The organism is Pseudomonas sp. A-1 (assembly GCF_004801855.1).
GTDB lineage: Bacteria > Pseudomonadota > Gammaproteobacteria > Pseudomonadales > Pseudomonadaceae > Geopseudomonas.
In genome coordinates, this window is the sequence record NZ_SSTC01000016.1 from 25,823 (window position 1) to 41,891 (window position 16,069).

Here is a 16,069-nt window from a genome sequence, read left to right on the forward strand (position 1 = left end):
GGCACGGCTCCCGGCTCAACGCAGCCACTCCAGGCGCAGACCCGGCGCCTCGCCCGGCTCGCTTTCCAGCCGGGCAGCGCGGGTGCCGCGCTCGATCAGCGCCTCGCGCCAGGCCGGGGCGGCCTGGCCGCCGAGCAGCAGGCGCACGCCGGTATCCAGGCGCAGGGCGCGCGTCAGCAGCGCCAGCCAGGGATCGGCCGGCTCGGCGGGCAGCTGCGCCAGCTCGAGCACGCCGGCATCCTTGAGCTGGCGCAGCAGGGTCTCGGCGTTGGGCAGATGCTCGCCCTGCGGCGCATTGGCCTCCAGCAGCTCGACGTGCAGGTAGCCGCGGCGGGTGCCGCGGGTGATGGCGTACAGCGCCAGCAGGCTGTCCTGGCGCGGCGCGGCGAGCTGCAGCAGCAGATAGGCCTGCTGCTCGTCCGGGCCGTACAGGCGCGCGTTGCCGAACACGTTGTTGGCCCACAGGCTGCTAGCGCCGCACTCGCGCCCCTCGCACCAGTGCAGCGGACGCGCGTCCAGGGCCAGCAGGGCGGTGCGCGCCTGGGCGAAGGCGTCGGCGCTGCCGTGGCCCTGCGGCAGTTCGTAGGTCAGCGCGCTGAGGCGGCCGACCACATCGATCTCGGCATCCACGCGCAGGCGGCCGCTGATGCGGCGCAGGGCGCTCTGCGGATAGATGCGCTCGACGTTGTCCTGCACCCGGTAGTCGACGATCTCCGCGCGCGGGAAACGCGGCAGGATCTCCAGGTCCTGGCTGCCCGGCACCTCGGCCCAGGCCGGCAGGATGGCCAGACTGGCGATCAGCGGCAGGCGGCGCCAGGCGCCCCTCGGCGACCCGCCCGCGCCGGCCGGCGCAGCGGTGTACAGCTCGGTCATGCAGTTTCTCCCTTGCGATGCCGCTCAGCCTCGACAGTTGGCCGGCACAAGTCAAGGCGCGGCGGACAGGGCTTTGAAACAGTCTGCAACCGCCTGCGCGCCGGCCTCGTCGTCCAGGTGCAGGTGATGACCGCCCGGCACGCGGTGCACGCGCACCGGCAGGCTGTCGAGCAGCGCCAGCCATTCGCCGCGCTGTACCGGCAGGCCCTGTTCGGCCAGCACCAGGTCGACCGGACAGCGCACGGCGCGCACGAAGGCCTCGGCGTGGGCACGGGTCAGGCGCAGCGGCGAAGGCAGGGTCAGCCGCGGATCGGTGCGCCAGGTATAGCCGCCGGCCACCGCCGTCAGGCCGCGGCTGGCGAGCAGTTCGGCGGCCTCGTGGCTGAGCGGGGAGCCGCCGCGCAGGCGCGCCTCCACCGCCCGCTCGACGCTGGCGTACACCGGGCGGCGCTTGTCGCGCAGCGCCAGCTGGGCCCGGAGCGCCTCGCCGAGCTTGTGCGGCGCCTGCTCCGGCTCGTGGGTCAGCGGGAACATGCCGTCGATCAGTGCCAGCCGCTCGATGCGCTCGGGTACGGCGCCGGCCAGCAGGGTGGCGACGATGGCGCCCAGCGAGTGGCCGAGCAGGGCGAAGCGCTGCCAGCCGAGCTGGTCGGCCACCGCCAGCACGTCCAGCGCGTAGTCCCACAGCTGGTAGCTGGCGCCGGCAGCGCGGTGCCCGGAGTGGCCATGGCCGGCCAGGTCGAGGGCGACGATGCGCAGGCCGGGCAGACGCGGCGCCAGGCGGGCGAAGCTCATGGCGTTGTCCAGCCAGCCGTGCAGTGCCAGCACCGGCTGGCCGTCCTCGGGACCATAGAGATGGGCGGCCAGTTCGATGTGCGGCAGGTTGAGGCGGATTTCCTCGACGGCGACGGTCATGGTCGTCTCAGCGCTCCGGCGGATGGTACAGGGCGCGCAGGTCCATCAGCCCGGCCAGGGCCATGTCGCCCTCGAGCAGGGCCAGGCTGGCGGTATTGAAGGTCACCGGCTGCTGCAGGTGGCCGTGCACCAGCAGACCGGCCAGGGCACCGACCAGCGGCATGTGGGTGACCACCAGCAGGTTCTGCTCGCGGCGTCCGGCGAGCATGGCCAGGGCGGCGCGCGGGTCGTCGTCGGGGGTGATGCCGTCGACGGTATGCAGCGCCGGCTCGCGGCCGAGGGCCTCGTGCACCAGCTCGGCGGTCTGCTGGGCGCGCACGTAGGGGCTGACCAGGATGGCATCCAGCGGCTCGCCGAGCAGGTGGCCGGCGGCATGCAGGGCCTCGGTGCGGCCGCGCTCGGTCAGCTCGCGCAGGTGGTCGCCGGTGCGCACGTAGGGGCCGGCCTGGCCGTGGCGCAGCAGCCACAGCCTCATGCCCGGGGCTCCGCCGGCGCATCCGGGCCGTCCGCCTTGCCGGCCTCGGGAGCCGGAGCGGCCTGGTCCGTCCCGGACGGCGTTTCGGTGGCCTCGGCAGCGGACTCGGCAACCGGCGCCTCGGCCGGCGTACTGGCCGCAACCGGGGCAACGGCTGCGGATGCGGCAGCCGCCGGCGCCACGACAGGAGCCGGGGTCAGCGGCCGGGCGCCCTCGCCCTGCGCCTCGCGGGGCGCCGGCCAGTCGGCGAACGGCCAGGGCTTCTCGTCGCTGTGGAAGCAGCCGAAACGACCGATCTGCGCCAGGTACTGGCTGAGGCCATCGCCGAAATCCATCAGCGCGCGGCTGGGCGCGCCGTTGATCAGGCGCAGGACCAGCTGCAGCAGGACCACGGCCACCAGCACCAGCTCGGCGAGCTGCCAGACGATGGCGAACAGCACCATCCACAGCACCCGCAGGATCAGGCCTTCACGACTCTGTTTGTCATCGGACATGCAACGCGCTCCCTCAGAAATCACTGGCGGAAATGAAATCGACATCGGTCTTCGGCTCGCCGGACATCAGCAGGCCGATCACCTGCTGCAAAGTGCGGCCCTCGAAAAGTATGGCATGCAGGCCGGCGACCAACGGCATGTAGACGCCGAGCTGGTCGGCGCGGGCCTTGAGCACGCGGATGGTGTTGACCCCCTCGGCCACCTCGCCCAGACGCGACACCGCCTCCTCGAGGCTCAGCCCCTGCCCCAGCGCGAAGCCGACCTGGTAGTTGCGGCTCTTCGGCGAGGAGCAGGTGACGATCAGGTCGCCCACCCCGGCCAGACCGAGGAAGGTCATCGGGTTGGCGCCCATGCGCACGGCGAAGCGGGTCATCTCCGCCAGCGCGCGGGTGATCAGCATGCTCTTGGTGTTCTCGCCCATGCCCAGCGCGGCGGCCATGCCGGACATGATGGCGTAGACGTTCTTCAGCGCCCCGCCCAGCTCGACGCCGAAGCGGTCGCGGCTGGCATACACGCGGAAGGTACGGCCGTGCAGCACCTGCTGCACGCGCCGGCACAGCTCCTCGTCCTCGCTGGCGATCACCGTGGCAGTGAGCGCATGCTCGGCGATCTCGCGCGCCAGGTTCGGCCCGGACAGCACGCCGATGCGCGCCTGCGGGGCGATCTCCTCGAGGATCTGGCTCATCAGCTTGAAGGTATCCGCCTCGATGCCCTTGGTGGTGCTGACCAGCAGCTTGCCGGCGAGCAGGCCGGCCACCGGCTGCAGCGCGGCGCGCAGGGCCGAGGACGGCAGCACGACGAACACCAGCTCGCAGGCCTGCAGGGTGGCGGCCAGGTCGCTGACCGGCTCGACCACGGCGTGCACCTTGATGCCCTTGAGGTAGCGCGGATTCTCGCCGGTGCTGCGGATCGCCTCGGCCTGGGCCTCGTCGCGCATCCACAGGCGCACGCGCTGGCCGTTCTCCGCCAGCAGGTTGGCCAGGGCGGTGCCGAAGCTGCCGCCGCCGAGCACGGCAATCGGTTGCTGCTCAGTCATGTTCCATCCATATCGGGTCGCCACTCGGCAATCGCTGCATTATACGGGGCGACCGCCGGTCGACCAGCACACCGTGACGAGGTCGTGCTGGCAGAACGCGCGCCCTCGGGTAACATGCGCGCCGCTCGAGTCCGAATGGAGACACCGTACGTGTCCGCCCCCCTGCGCACAACGCTGGCGCTATCTCTCGGCCTGCTCGCCGGCGCGGCGGCGGCCGAGGATCTGTTCGTCGGCGCGGCGGACCTGCCGGAGGTGCTCACCGCCACGCGCCTGCAGCAGTCGCCCGCCGAGGTCCCCGGCAGCGTCACCGTGCTCGACCGCGAGCTGATCCGCGCCAGCGGCGCCCGCGAGCTGCCGGAACTGCTGCGCCTGGTGCCGGGCATGCTGGTGGTGCCTGACGGCAACCTGACCACGGTCAACTACCACGGCAGCAACGCCGCCCAGGCTCGCCGCCTGCAGGTGCTGGTGGATGGCCGCTCGGTGTACCACTCGGGCCTGGCCCGGGTCGACTGGAGCGACATCCCGGTGGCCATCGAGGACATCGAGCGCATCGAGGTGTTCCGCGGCCCCAACACGGTCAGCTATGGCGCCAACGCGCTGATGGCGGTGGTCAGCATCTTCACCCGCGCACCGCGCGACACCCACGGCACCCGCCTGAAGATCACCCGCGGCGAGCGCGGCATCGCCGACTGGTATGCCAGCCAGGGCAACGGCTGGGACGGCGGCAACCTGCGCCTGTCGCTGTCCGGCTGGCACGACGAGGGCTTCGACCACGAGCGCGACGGCAGCCCGGCGCGTGACGATCGCCGCCTCAATCGCCTCAACCTGCGCGTGCAGCAGGATCTCGATCCGCGCCAGTCGCTGGACTGGCAACTGGCGCTCAAGGAGGGCACCAACCAGGCGCCGAACAGCTACGAGTCGGTGTTCCCGATCGCCGCCCAGCCGGGCGAGGCCGACGAGGCGGCCGACGTGCGCGCCCGCGACTATGCCGCCAGCCTGCGCTGGAACCTCGACCTGAACGCCGACCACCGCCTGCAGGTGCAGAGCTCGCTGCAGCACTGGGAGCGCCTGCGCGAGTGGCGCGCCTGCGAGGCCCAGGTCGGGTTCAGCCCGCAACTGCACCAGCTGTGGGCCTCCTCGCCGGCCTATGTCAAGGCGCTGTTCCGAAACCTGGCGCGCAACGACTTCACCCCGCCGCCCGGCACACCCGAGCAGACGACCCTGGCCAGCCAGTTCATCGGCCAGGTGGCGAGCACCTTCGATCCCGCCACCGGCAACGTGGCCCACAGCTGCGGCCTGATCAACGAGGACACCCGGGAAAACCGCTTCGACCTCGAGCTGCAGGATACCCTCAGCCTGTCCGACAGCCTGCGCCTGGTCAGCGGCCTGAGCTATCGTCATGACAGCGCCGACGGCGAGACCTACCTGGGCGGCCGGCGCAGCAAGGACATCGCCCGCGGCTTCGGCCAGTTCGAGTGGCAGCTCGACCGCCACTGGCTGCTGCAGGGCGGCGCCCTCTACGAGCACGACAGCAGCGCCGGCGACTCGCTGTCGCCGCGCCTGGCGCTCAACTACCTGATCACCCCGGCGCACAGCCTGCGCGCCGTCTACTCCGAGGCGGTGCGCTCGCCGGACATGTTCGAGAACTACGCCGACTGGCATTACCGGGTCCGGGACCTGCGTCCGGCCGCCCTGGGCATGGGCGAGGCGCTGTATTTCGCCAGCGCCCGCGGCACCGGCGAGCTCGGCCAGGAGCACATGCGCTCGCGCGAGCTGGGCTACCACGGCCACTTTGCCGACCTCGGCCTGAACCTGGACGTGAAGCTGTTCCACGACGAGATCGGCGGCCTGATCAGCGAGACCCTGACCCTCGAGCGGTTCGAGCCGAGCAACGACCACCGTCTGCGCCTGCGCGGCATCGAGAGCGAGCTGGACTGGCGCCTGGGGCTGCGCGACCGCCTGCGCCTGAGCCAGGCCTACATCGAACTGGAGGCCAGCCATCGCCACGACGAGCGACTGACCCCGCGCCACAGCGGCTCGGCCGGCTGGCTGCACGACTGGGGCCGCGGCTGGTCGAGTTCCGTCTTCTATTACGGCGCCGACCTGCTCAACGAATACCGCTTCGAGCGCCTCGACCTGCGCCTGGCCAAGCGCCTGCAGCTGGGCAGCAGCCAGCTGGAGCTGGCCGGTGTCGTGCAACAACGCCTGGACGACGAGCCCCTCGGCTGGTCCGACAATATGTATGATGAGCGCCGCGTACTCTGGCTCTCCGCCGGATTCGAGCTCTGACCCGTGCGCCCGTACTCAAGGATGAGATTATTGCAAGCGCTCGCCCTCCTCTGCCTGCTGGCCGCTTCGGCGCTGGCCCAGGCGACCGATATCCTGGTCGCCGCCAGCAACGATACCCCGGCCCTGCAGCGCTTCGTCGACGACCTGGCGACACGCCGCCCGGATGACCGGGTGCGCTTCGTGCATACCTCGGCGCTGACCAGCCCGGAGTCCCTGCCCGCCGACAGCCGCCTGGTGCTGCTCGGCGCCGATGCGCTGGACTGGCGGCTCGGCACCCCGGGCGGACCACCGACCCTGGTGATGCAGATCAGCCGTGTGCAGGCCTTCCGGCGTCTCGGCGACAGCCGCCCGCCCCACCTGACCCTGCTGTGGAGCGATCCGGCCCCGTCCCGCCAGTTGCGCCTGATCCGCCAGTTGCTGCCGCAGGCACGCCGGGTCGGCCTGCTGTACGGCGACGACAGCCGCTTCCTGGTCAACGAACTGCGCCGCCTGGCCGCCGCCCAGGGCCTCGCCATCACCACCTGGTACTGGCCGGACACCCGCGACAGCCGCCCGCTCAACCGACTGCTCGACGGCAGCGACGTGCTGCTGGGCGTCGACGACCCCGCGCTGTACAACCCAGGCACCATCAAGGGCGTGCTGCTGGCCAGCTACGGGCGCCGACTGGCGCTGATCGGACCGACCGCGGCGTTCATCCGCGCCGGCAGCCTGAGCAGCAGCTACAGCGACCAGCAGGACTGGCTCAACGAGCTCGACCGGCTGCTCTCGCTGGCGCCGCAGCACTGGCCGCGCGAGGCCTACCCGCAGCACTTCAAGGTGCTCAGCAACCCGCAGGTGGCACGCTCCCTGGGCGTGGAACTCAGCGACGACCGCGACCAGGCGCTGCGCCTGCAGCAATGGGAGAGCCTGCCATGATGCTGCGCTGGCGCCACAGCGACATCCGTACCCGCACCCTGGCCATCAGCCTCGGCCCGGCGCTGCTGCTGACCCTGCTGCTGACCGGTTACCTCGCCTACTCGCGCCTGCAGGACCTGCACGCCGAGCTGACCCAGACCGGCCAGCTGATCGCCGACCAGTTGGCCCCGGCCACCGAGTACGGGGTGATCTCCGGCAACATCCCGATCCTCGAGGGCCTGCTGCGGGCCAGCCTCGACATCCCCCATGTGCGTTTCATCGAGGTGCACGACCGGACCGGCGAAGTGCTCGCCTACGTCGAGCGCGCCCAGGGCGGGCGCGATGCGCGGATCGAGGTGTTCGAGGCCGACATCCTCCGCCAGCAGGTCCGCCTCGACGATCCCTTCCTGCTCAGCCCGCCGCTGGCGGCGCGCGAACCGGCCGAGGAGCGCCTGGGCCGGGTGGTGGTCGGCATGACCGACGAGGCCTTCGACCGCCGCCAGACACAGATCTTCCTGCGCGCCGGCCTGCTGGCGCTGCTGGCGCTGACGCTGACCCTGCTGCTCGCCTACCGCCTGGCGCGCAGCCTGTCGGAACCGATCCATGCCATGGGCCGGGCGCTGCAGGCGATCAAGGAAGGCGACTACCAGGCCGAACTGCCGGTGGCCGACCATGGCGAGATCGGCGATCTGGCGCGCCACATCAACCTGCTGGCCGCCGGACTGGAGCAGGCCCAGATCGAGCAGCAGCGCAGCATCGCCCAACTGGTCGCCGCCCGCGAGGAAGCCGAGCAGGCCAGCCGCGCCAAGTCGGACTTCCTGGCGATGATGAGCCACGAACTGCGCACGCCGATGAACGGCGTGCTGGGCATGCTGCAGCTGCTGGAGACCACCACGCAGACCGGCGAGCAGGCCGAGTACACCGCGCTGGCCACCGAGTCCACCGAACACCTGCTCAAGGTGATCAACGACATCCTCGACTTCTCGCGCATCGAGCGTGGCTCGCTGGAGCTGGAGCACATTCCCTTCCCGCTGGACGAGCTGCTCACCAACTCGGTGCAGGTGTTCCGCCCCAGCGCCCAGCAGCGCGGCCTGGAGCTGCATCTGGACATCCAGCCCGGCCTGGAGCAGTTCGAGGTCCGCGGCGACCCCACCCGCCTGCGGCAGATCCTGGTCAACCTGATCGGCAACGCCCTGAAGTTCACCGAGCAGGGCCACGTCGGCGTGACCGCACGCTGGCAGGTGCTCGACCAGCAGCAGATGCTCTGGCTGACCATCGCCGTGCGCGATACCGGCATCGGCATCGCCCCCGAACGCCTGCAGCACATGTTCGACGCCTTCGAGCAGGCCGACACCTCCACCTCGCGCCGCTACGGCGGCACCGGCCTGGGCCTGTCCATCGCCCGCACCCTGGCCGAGCACATGGGCGGCGGCCTGCATGCGGAGAGCACCATCGGCGAGGGCTCGACCTTCACCCTGGAACTGCCCCTGCCCTGGCGCTACCGCCATGCCGACGAGCAGGTGCTGCTGGACAGCGAGGCGACACAGGGCGGCGGCCAGCATGTGCTGCTGGTGGAGGACAACCCGGTCAACCAGACGGTGATCGAAGCCATCCTGCGCAGCCTCGGCTTCACTCCCCAGCTGGTCGGCAGCGGCCGGCAGGCGCTGCAGGCCGTCGCCGAGCAGCCCTTCGCGGCCATCCTGATGGACTGCCGGCTGCCCGACCTCGACGGTCTCAGCGCCACCCGGCAGATCCGTGACAGCGACGGACCGAACCGCCACACGCCGATCATCGCCCTGACCGCCAATGCCCTGCAGGGCGACCGCGAGGCCTGCCTGGCAGCCGGGATGAACGACTACCTGGCCAAGCCCTTCAAGCGCTCGGACCTGCGGGCCATCCTGCAGCGCTGGGTGCACAACCGACCATAGACGGCTGGCGAAAAGGTGCGAAATGCGGCAGGCTTGCACCCGCACAGTCTTGGCTGGCAGTCATTCGTCGCAGAATGCCCCCGGTCGGCCTGTGACTTTCATCACCTGGCCATAGTCTATAACCAGACCAAAGCCGCGCTCCCCCCGGGAGGGGCGAGGCCAGAAAAGATCTGCCCCCTGCGCTCAGGGACCGTCGAGGAGCTCGCATGACCAAACAAAACGCCTTCACTCGGGAAGAACTGCTCAGCTGCAGCCGCGGTGAACTGTTCGGCCCGGGTAACGCGCAACTGCCCGCCCCCAACATGCTGATGATCGATCGCATCGTTCACATCAGCGAGACCGGCGGCAAGTACGGCAAAGGCGAAATCGTGGCCGAGCTCGACATCAACCCGGACCTGTGGTTCTTCGCCTGCCACTTCGAGGGCGACCCGGTGATGCCCGGCTGCCTGGGCCTGGATGCCATGTGGCAGCTGGTCGGCTTCTACCTGGGCTGGCAGGGCAACCCCGGCCGCGGCCGCGCCCTCGGCTCGGGCGAAGTGAAATTCTTCGGCCAGGTCTTGCCGACCGCCAAGAAGGTCACCTACAACATCCACATCAAGCGCACCATCAGTCGCTCGCTGATCCTCGGCATCGCCGACGGCACCGTCAGCGTCGATGGCCGCGAGATCTACAGTGCCGAAGGCCTGCGCGTCGGCCTGTTCACTTCCACTGACAGCTTCTAAGGGTTACCCGCATGCGTCGCGTCGTAATCACCGGGATGGGCATCGTGTCCTGCCTCGGCACTGACAAAGAGACCGTTTCCGCCAACCTGCGCGCCGGCAAATCCGGCATCCGCTTCAACCAGTCGTACGCCGACATGGGGCTGCGCAGCCAGGTTTCCGGCTCCGTCAACCTCGACCTCGAAGCCCTGATCGACCGCAAGGTCTACCGTTTCATGGGTGACGCCGCCGCCTTCGCCTACCTGTCCATGGAGCAGGCGATCAAGGATGCCGGCCTGTCCGAGGAACAGATCTCCAACCCGCGTACCGGCCTGATCGCCGGCTCCGGTGGCGCCTCCACCTTCAACCAGATGGAAGCCCTGGACACCCTGCGCGAGAAAGGCGTCAAGCGCGTCGGCCCGTACCGCGTGCCGCGCACCATGGGCAGCACCGTGTCCGCCTGCCTGGCGACCCCGTTCAAGATCAAGGGCGTCAACTACTCGATCTCCTCCGCCTGCGCCACCAGCGCCCATTGCATCGGCAATGCCATGGAGCAGATCCAGATGGGCAAGCAGGACATCGTGTTCGCCGGCGGCGGCGAAGAGGAGCACTGGAGCCAGAGCTTCCTGTTCGACGCCATGGGCGCGCTGTCCACCCAGTACAACGCCACCCCGGAGAAGGCCTCGCGCGCCTACGACGCCAAGCGTGACGGCTTCGTCATCGCCGGCGGCGGCGGCATGGTGGTGGTCGAGGCCCTCGACCACGCCCTGGCCCGCGGCGCGAAGATCTATGCCGAGGTGGTCGGCTATGGCGCCACCTCCGACGGCTACGACATGGTCGCCCCGAGCGGCGAAGGCGCGGTGCGCTGCATGCAGCAGGCGCTGGCCACCGTCGACACCCCGATCGACTACCTGAACACCCACGGCACCTCGACCCCGGTCGGCGACGTCGCCGAAGCCAAGGCCGTGCGCACCGTGTTCGGCGACAAGGCCCCGGCGATCAGCTCGACCAAGAGCCTGTCCGGCCACTCGCTGGGCGCCGCCGGCGTGCAGGAAGCGATCTACACCCTGCTGATGATGGAAGGCAACTTCATCGCCGGCTCGGCCAACATCGAGGAACTGGACCCGGAAGTGGCCGATCTGCCGATCGTCACCCAGACCCGCGATAACGTCACCCTCAACACCGTGATGAGCAACAGCTTCGGCTTCGGCGGCACCAACGCCACCCTGGTCCTGAAGCGCTGGACCGGCGAGTAAGCCGCTCCCGCACCATCCACGACGGCACCTTCGGGTGCCGTCGTCGTTTCCGCCCTCCGCCACTTCCCTGCCGCTGGCAGCACATACCCCCTAGGGTATAGAGTGATGACTCCCTTCCGAACGCAAGGACATCCCATGACCCTGAAGACCATCCGCGCCAGCGGCAGCCTCGATAACGCCTTCACCATCACCGTGGCCGCCGGCAACCACGTGATCCGCATGGACCAGCCGAAGAACGCCGCCGGCCAGGACCTGGGACCGACGCCGCTGGAGATCATCCTCGCCGCGGTGGCCGGCTGCTTCGGTACCATCGGCCGCTTCATCGCCCACCAGCGCAAGTTCGAGCTGCGCGGCATGCAGTTCGAGATCGAGGCCGACTACGATCCCGACGGCCTGCTGGGCCGGCGCAGCGACGTGCGCCCGGGCTTCCAGGCCCTGCGGGTCAAGGTGGAGCTCGACGCCGACCTCAGTCGCGAGGAAAAGCAGGCGGTGCTGGAGGAAATCGAACGGCGCTGCCCGCTGGCCGACAACCTCCTGCACGGAACCAACCTGCTGACCACCCTGGCCTGAGTCCAGAGACGACGAAGCCCGGAGCAGCTGCGCCGGGCTTCGTCGTCTTGCACCACTCAGCGCACGCTGAAGCGCTGCTCGGCCAGCTTGCGGTCGCCCTGGAACACCAGGAAGTGCCACTCGCCCGGAACCACCTCGTGCGGCTCGCTGAACTCGAAGGCCATCACCTCCTGGCTGGCGCCGGGCGCCAGCTTCTGCACCACCTCGAAGCGGTCGTGGCGCTGGCCGTCAGGCGTCACCACCCCGGGGGTGAGGTACAGCAGGGTCAGCGGCACGTCGTCCGCCTGCTTGCCGCTCAGGGTCAGGCGCAGGCCGAACCTGGTGCCGAGCCGGGCGGGAATTTCTGCGGTCTGCCGGATCTGCTGGTTGTTGCGCAGCAGCACCCGCTCGCCCGGTTGCACCTCGCGCTCGGGCGTCGCGAACACGCCGTACTCCACCGGCCCCTCGACCCGCACCTCGGCCATGGCCAGACCGGACACCAACCCCAGCGCCGCCAGCGCCCCCATCTTGAACAGTCGCATGTGGCTCTCCTTCGTTGCGATGCGGCGAGCCTATGACCTTTTCATGACGAAGCGATGACGCTCGCGCTTTTCCGCCACCATGAAAAATGCCGCCCGCCCCGGAGGGCGAGCGGCATCTTCAGGACCACCGCGGGCGGGGTTCAGCCGTTCAGGCCGACAGCTCCACCAGCAGCTTGTTGAGGCGCTGCACGTAGGCGGCCGGGTCCTTGAGGCTGTCGCCGGCGGCCAGTGCGGCCTGATCGAAGAGGATGTGCGACAGGTCGGCGAAACGGTCCTCGTCGGGCTCGGCATCCAGCTTCTCGATCAGCGGGTGCTGCGGGTTGATCTCGAAGATCGGCTTGGACTCCGGCACCTTCTGCCCGCTGGCCTCGAGGATCTGGCGCATCTGCAGACCGAGATCCTGCTCGCCGATGGCGAGGATCGCCGGCGAGTCGGTCAGCCGGTGGGAGACGCGCACCTCGGCGACCTGCTCGCCCAGCGCGCCCTTGAGGCGCTCGATCAGTCCCTCCTTGGCCTTGGCCACCTCTTCCTGGGCCTTCTTGTCCTCTTCCGAGTCCAGCTTGCCGAGATCGAGATCGCCGCGGGCGACGTCGACGAACTGCTTGCCATCGAACTCCGGCAGGTAGCTCATCAGCCACTCGTCGATGCGGTCGGTGAGCAGCAGCACCTCGATGCCCTTCTTGCGGAACACCTCCAGGTGCGGGCTGTTCTTCACCTGGGCGTAACTCTCGCCGGTGAGGTAGTAGATCTTGTCCTGGCCTTCCTTCAGGCGGCCGAGGTAGTCGGCCAGCGCCACGCTCTGCTCGCCGGAAGCGTCGGAGGTGGAGGCGAAGCGCAGCAGGCCGGCGATCTTCTCCTTGTTGGCGAAGTCTTCCGCCGGGCCTTCCTTGAGCACCTGGCCGAAGGCCTTCCAGAAGGTCTGGTAGTCCTCCGGCTTGTCCTTGGCCAGCTTCTCCAGCATGTCGAGGACGCGCTTGGTCAGCGCCGACTTCATCGAGTCGATCACCGGGCCGGACTGCAGGATCTCGCGGGAGACGTTCAGCGACAGGTCGTTGGAGTCGACCACGCCCTTGATGAAGCGCAGGTACAGCGGCAGGAACTGGTCGGCCTGGTCCATGATGAACACGCGCTGCACGTAGAGCTTGAGGCCCCTGGGCGCCTCGCGGTGGTAGAGGTCGAACGGCGCCTTGCCCGGCACATAGAGCAGCGAGGTGTACTCGAGCTTGCCCTCGACCTTGTTGTGGCTCCAGGACAGCGGATTCTCGAAGTCATGGGCGACGTGCTTGTAGAACTCCTGGTACTCCTCGTCCTTGACCTCGCTGCGCGGGCGGGTCCACAGTGCGCTGGCGCGGTTGACGGTTTCCCACTCGGGCTCGGCCGGCTTTTCTTCACCGAACTGCTCTTTCGGCAGCTCGATGGGCAGGGCGATGTGGTCGGAGTATTTCTTGACGATGTTGCGCAGGCGCCAGCCGTCGGCGAACTCGGCTTCGTCGGCCTTCAGGTGCAGGACGATGCGGGTGCCGCGCTCGGCCTTGTCGATGCTGGCGATGTCGAACTCGCCCTCGCCCTTCGAGCTCCAGTGCACGCCCTCGCTGGCAGCGGCGCCGGCGCGACGGGTGTAGACGTCAACCTGGTCGGCGACGATGAACGCCGAGTAGAAGCCCACGCCGAACTGGCCGATCAGCTGGGAGTCCTTCTTCTGGTCGCCGGAGAGGTTCTTCAGGAAGTCGGCGGTGCCGGACTTGGCGATGGTGCCGAGGTGGGCGATCACCTCGTCGCGGCTCATGCCGATGCCGTTGTCCTCGAGGGTGACGGTACGCGCCTCCTTGTCGAAGCTCAGGCGGATCTTCAGCGGATCGCCGCCTTCCAGCAGCGCCGGATTGGCCAGCGCCTCGAAACGCAGCTTGTCGGCGGCGTCGGAGGCGTTGGAGATCAGCTCGCGCAGGAAGATCTCCTTATTCGAATACAGGGAATGGATCATCAGGTGAAGCAGTTGCTTCACTTCAGTCTGAAAACCCAGGGTCTCTTTGCGAGTCTCCACGCTCATGAATGCGAACTCCACGGATGACAAAGCCGCGTCTGCGGCGAGTGCCGTGGATATGGAGACTTCGCCCGGAATTTCAAGGGCTTGCCGCGAAAGCCCGGATTCAGGGCTCGAGCAGCTGGATCTGCGCCACCTCGCTCGGGCGCAGGATGAAGCTGGCTTCGCCCTGGCCGCCCAGCGAATGCTGGATCACCAGACGCCCTTCGGGGTTGAGTCCATCGAATCGCCCTTCGGCACTGCGGCCACGCTCGGTGACCACGTGGACACGAACGCCCTGGTAGCGGCTCGGCGAGGTGAGCAGGCGCTCGAGCGAAAAACCGATGCGCCGGTCGAGCGGGCGCGGCTCGCCGCGTACCACAGTGGTGGGAACCGGCGCGGTGCGACGCAGCTCCTCCTCGCTGGGCCGCGGCAGGGCCGGCGCCTGGTCGCCCTGCACATGCCAGCCCTGCAGCTCGCTGCGCCGCAGGGCAACGTCGAAGCGGCGCAGCACCCCGCCCACCCGCGCCAGCACTTCCAGCTGCAGCTGCTCGCCGTCCAGGTCCAGCGCCGGCAGCGGCTCCAGCACCAGGTCGCGCTGCCGGGTGCTGCGCTGCAGGTAGTCGGTGACCAGCCAGGCGATGGTTTCCTCGGTGTTGTGGCGGGTATCCACGCGCCCGTCGCGGTAGCGCAGGCGGTCGGTGTACAGCTCGACCTCGCCGCTCAGCGAGGTTCGGAAGGCCGGCGGCAGCACCAGGTGGAAGTCGCCACGCAGCCGGTTGGGCGGTACCGGCCGCAGGTCGAGATGCAGGGTGTAGCCGTCGACGATGCGCCGAGACTCGGGCTGGTCCTGGTCGGGCAGCAGCCAGTCGAGCTCGATTTCCGGCAGCGTCCCGTGATCCTCCGGCAGCACGTCGACGCGCAGCTCGCCGCCGTCATGGGCGGGCAGGCGGATGCGCAGCTCGCGCCGGGCGAAGGAATCGTCGCCCTCGCGCAGCACCAGGGCGCCATCGATCAGTTCGCCCAGATCGGGCGCGAAGGGCTTGCCGTTGAACTCGCCGCCCAGGCGGATCTCCAGGCCGCCAGCGGCCTTGGGCTCGGGCTCCAGCCAGCGCAGGCTGAGGATGGCGGCCAGGCGGTCGGGATCGTGGCCGGCCAGCATGGTGAAACCCACCACCAGCGGAATGCAGCCCAGGCCCATCAGCATCACGGCGCTGCGCGCGCGGCGCCAGTGGCGCAGGATGAACAACAGCGGCAGCGGCGGCAGCAGGCTGCCGCACCCCCACAGCAGACTGGTGGCGAAGGCACTGGCCACCAGCCAGAACAGGCCGGACAGGATCAGCAGCAGGCCAGCGACTATCAGCAAGGAATCCATCAGGCAGGCTTCCGCAGGTGGCGGGAGGGGAAAGAAGACATCATGGCTGGTCGACCGTGAAGCGGTTGCCGCGCTCAAGCACGAGAAGTTGACTCATCGAAAGACCTTGTCTGCTAGGAAACCCCGCCGGCATTCTGGCGGACGAACGGCATCGCATGATACCCGCTTCGACGACAGCAGCCCAAGCGCCGATACATCGGGGTTCGGCCCGGAACCTTTGCCCGAAATGGCACTCTCATCGGATGAGCGAATGGAGCTTCCCCGATACTCGTCCCAGTTGTTGCGAGGAACGGGGAAAGCCGTGCAGGACGAGCCTCGGCAGGCGATTTGCCAGCCTCCCGATGCTGCACTACACCTGAATCTGACCGGCATTCGCCTTTCACCTGATTCGGATACTCCCAAGGAGCACCAACATGCAAAAGCCCCTGACTTACGCCCTGCTGCTTGCCGCCACCCTCGGCCTCGCGGCCTGTGGCGACAAGCCTGAAGACAAGGTGGAGTCGGCAAGCGGCTCCGCCGCCCAGGCGCCCGCCACCGCCGTGCAGAAGGCTGGCGAGGCTGCCAAGGAGGCAGGCGCTGCCGTCGAGGAGAAGGCAGCCGAAATGACCGAGAAGGCAGGCGCTGCCGTCGAGGAAGCCGGCAAGACGATGCAGGATGCAGGCGCCGCCATGCAGGACAAGGCCGGAGAGGCCGCCCCTGCCGAAGAACAGAAGCAGCAGTAACCC

The 16,069-nt window shown here is 69.0% G+C and carries 14 protein-coding genes and 1 pseudogene; 7 read left to right on the forward strand and 8 right to left on the reverse strand.

The genetic code is table 11. From position 1 onward, the window contains the following. Nucleotides 1-15: 15 nt before the first annotated feature. The 5 genes and pseudogenes from E5198_RS05345 to E5198_RS05365 form a co-directional block, all read right to left on the reverse strand. Nucleotides 16-873 (reverse strand): DUF4892 domain-containing protein, encoded by an 858-nt coding sequence (locus E5198_RS05345; RefSeq protein WP_136488978.1) that lies wholly within the window; start codon nucleotides 871-873, stop codon nucleotides 16-18. A gap of 51 nt (nucleotides 874-924) precedes the next feature. Continuing rightward, complete coding sequence (locus E5198_RS05350) at nucleotides 925-1,788, reverse strand: alpha/beta fold hydrolase (RefSeq protein ID WP_136488979.1); 864 nt, start codon at nucleotides 1,786-1,788, stop codon at nucleotides 925-927. Nucleotides 1,789-1,795: 7 nt separating this feature from the next. Further along, nucleotides 1,796-2,263 carry a phosphohistidine phosphatase SixA gene (sixA, locus tag E5198_RS05355; protein WP_136488980.1) on the reverse strand — a complete coding sequence of 156 codons (468 nt, stop codon included), beginning with the start codon at nucleotides 2,261-2,263 and terminating at the stop codon, nucleotides 1,796-1,798. Between the two features lie 185 nt (nucleotides 2,264-2,448). After that, nucleotides 2,449-2,757, reverse strand: a pseudogene (locus E5198_RS21925) (DUF4389 domain-containing protein); the annotation flags it as partial. Between the two features lie 13 nt (nucleotides 2,758-2,770). Next, complete coding sequence (locus E5198_RS05365) at nucleotides 2,771-3,793, reverse strand: NAD(P)H-dependent glycerol-3-phosphate dehydrogenase (RefSeq protein ID WP_136488982.1); 1,023 nt, start codon at nucleotides 3,791-3,793, stop codon at nucleotides 2,771-2,773. Between the two features lie 135 nt (nucleotides 3,794-3,928). Here E5198_RS05365 and E5198_RS05370 point away from each other — a divergent pair, with 135 nt between their 5' ends. From E5198_RS05370 to E5198_RS05395, 6 genes are all read left to right on the forward strand, one after another. Continuing rightward, nucleotides 3,929-6,082, forward strand: coding sequence for a TonB-dependent siderophore receptor (locus tag E5198_RS05370; RefSeq protein WP_136488983.1), 2,154 nt, complete (start codon nucleotides 3,929-3,931; stop codon nucleotides 6,080-6,082). A gap of 21 nt (nucleotides 6,083-6,103) precedes the next feature. Continuing rightward, on the forward strand, nucleotides 6,104-6,997 hold the full coding sequence (locus tag E5198_RS05375) for an ABC transporter substrate-binding protein (protein ID WP_136488984.1): 894 nt from the start codon (nucleotides 6,104-6,106) through the stop codon (nucleotides 6,995-6,997). Nucleotides 6,998-6,999: 2 nt separating this feature from the next. Next, nucleotides 7,000-8,904, forward strand: coding sequence for an ATP-binding protein (locus E5198_RS05380; RefSeq protein ID WP_236574728.1), 1,905 nt, complete (start codon nucleotides 7,000-7,002; stop codon nucleotides 8,902-8,904). A 206-nt stretch (nucleotides 8,905-9,110) separates the two neighbouring features. Then, nucleotides 9,111-9,626: a 3-hydroxyacyl-[acyl-carrier-protein] dehydratase FabA gene (gene fabA / locus E5198_RS05385; protein ID WP_136488986.1), complete on the forward strand. Its 516-nt coding sequence runs from the start codon at nucleotides 9,111-9,113 to the stop codon at nucleotides 9,624-9,626. A gap of 11 nt (nucleotides 9,627-9,637) precedes the next feature. Then, nucleotides 9,638-10,858 (forward strand): beta-ketoacyl-ACP synthase I, encoded by a 1,221-nt coding sequence (gene fabB / locus E5198_RS05390; RefSeq protein WP_136488987.1) that lies wholly within the window; start codon nucleotides 9,638-9,640, stop codon nucleotides 10,856-10,858. A gap of 135 nt (nucleotides 10,859-10,993) precedes the next feature. Then, nucleotides 10,994-11,428 carry an OsmC family protein gene (locus tag E5198_RS05395; RefSeq protein WP_136488988.1) on the forward strand — a complete coding sequence of 145 codons (435 nt, stop codon included), beginning with the start codon at nucleotides 10,994-10,996 and terminating at the stop codon, nucleotides 11,426-11,428. A 56-nt stretch (nucleotides 11,429-11,484) separates the two neighbouring features. Here the strand turns inward: E5198_RS05395 and E5198_RS05400 are convergent, their stop codons facing one another. From E5198_RS05400 to E5198_RS05410, 3 genes are all read right to left on the reverse strand, one after another. Beyond that, nucleotides 11,485-11,949, reverse strand: a complete 465-nt coding sequence (locus E5198_RS05400) for a DUF3859 domain-containing protein (RefSeq protein ID WP_136488989.1) — start codon at nucleotides 11,947-11,949, stop codon at nucleotides 11,485-11,487. Nucleotides 11,950-12,097: 148 nt separating this feature from the next. Then, nucleotides 12,098-13,996 carry a molecular chaperone HtpG gene (gene htpG, locus E5198_RS05405; protein WP_136488990.1) on the reverse strand — a complete coding sequence of 633 codons (1,899 nt, stop codon included), beginning with the start codon at nucleotides 13,994-13,996 and terminating at the stop codon, nucleotides 12,098-12,100. Between the two features lie 100 nt (nucleotides 13,997-14,096). Beyond that, nucleotides 14,097-15,344, reverse strand: a complete 1,248-nt coding sequence (locus E5198_RS05410) for an MFS transporter (protein WP_136488991.1) — start codon at nucleotides 15,342-15,344, stop codon at nucleotides 14,097-14,099. 413 nt (nucleotides 15,345-15,757) lie between these two features. Here E5198_RS05410 and E5198_RS05415 point away from each other — a divergent pair, with 413 nt between their 5' ends. Next, nucleotides 15,758-16,066 carry a hypothetical protein gene (locus E5198_RS05415; protein WP_136488992.1) on the forward strand — a complete coding sequence of 103 codons (309 nt, stop codon included), beginning with the start codon at nucleotides 15,758-15,760 and terminating at the stop codon, nucleotides 16,064-16,066. Nucleotides 16,067-16,069 lie beyond the last annotated feature (3 nt).